We start from the raw sequence: 1243 nt of genomic DNA on the forward strand, positions 1-1243 counted from the left end.
GGGGGATTTGGATCAGGTGGAGAAGTCACTGGCAGAGGGAGTCAATGTCAATACCCTCATGAATGATGGTTTCAGCGCCCTGATATTGGCATCCGGTAAGGGGCACAAGGACATCGTCGTACGCCTGATCAACGCCGGGGCGAATCTCAACACCCGAACGATGGATGGCGTCACCTCGCTGTCGACCGCAGCCAAGATGGGCCATACCGACATCCTGAGACTCCTGATTGAAGCCAAGGCAGATCTCAACACCCAGGCTGCGGATGGCGCCACCCCGTTGTTCATCGCAGCCGAAACGGGCAATACCGACTGCGTGAAACTCCTGATCGACGCCAGGGCAGATCTCAACGCGCGGGTTGAGGATGACGGCACCCCACTATTCATCGCAGCCCGCAACGGCCATACCGACATTGTGAAAGCCCTGATCGAAGCCGGGGCGGATCTCAATAACCGCACTAAGCATTCCGCCAGGACTTTGGATGGTTCCACCCCACTGTTCATCGCAGCCCGGAACGGCTATACCGACATCGTGAAACGCCTGATCAAAGCCGGGGCAGACCTCAACTCCCCCACCAGGAATGGCGTCACACCGCTGCTCATCGCTTCCCAGAAGGGCTATACCGACATCGTGAAACTCCTGATTGAAGCCAGTGCAGATCTCAACGCCAGGACTACGGGTGGTGTCACCTCAGTGCTTATCGCAGCCAACAACGGCCATACCGACATTGTGCAAGCCCTGATCGAAGCCGGGGCGGATCTCAACGCCCGGACTGCGGATGGCGTTACCTCAGTGTATGTCGCAGCCCAGAATGGTCATACCGAGATTCTGGAACTCCTGATCGAAGCCAAGGCAGATCTCAACGCCTGCAAAAAAGATGGGCTCAATCCTCTGCTCATCGCAGCCCGGAACGGCCATCCCGACATCGTGAAACTCCTGATCGAAGCCAAGGCAAATCTCAATGCCCGGACTACGGGTGGCAATACCCCGTTGTTCATCGCAGCCCAGAAAGGCCATCCCGACATCGTGAAACTCCTGATCAATGCCGGGGCGGATCTCAACGCCGCAGCATCTGATGGCACAACCCCAATATCCATCGCAACCGAGATGGGCAATATCGACTGCGTGAACGCTCTGAACGAGACTGGGGCAAGGTAGGCAACAGAGGCAATATTCATCAGAATGAAAATGTAGAATGATTAAGCACTCACTCTTTGCGGCACCACTGTTACTCATGACATTGCC

General features: G+C 56.2%; 1 protein-coding gene. It reads left to right on the forward strand.

From position 1 onward, the window contains the following. Positions 1 to 1156: ankyrin repeat domain-containing protein (locus KDK17_RS16810; protein ID WP_257275413.1), on the forward strand; the 1156-nt coding region annotated here is incomplete at its 5' end. Positions 1157 to 1243: the final 87 nt, after the last annotated feature.

Origin of the sequence: Endozoicomonas sp. SESOKO2 (genome assembly GCF_024606245.1) — a bacterium.
Classification (GTDB): Bacteria; Pseudomonadota; Gammaproteobacteria; order Pseudomonadales; family Endozoicomonadaceae; genus Endozoicomonas_A.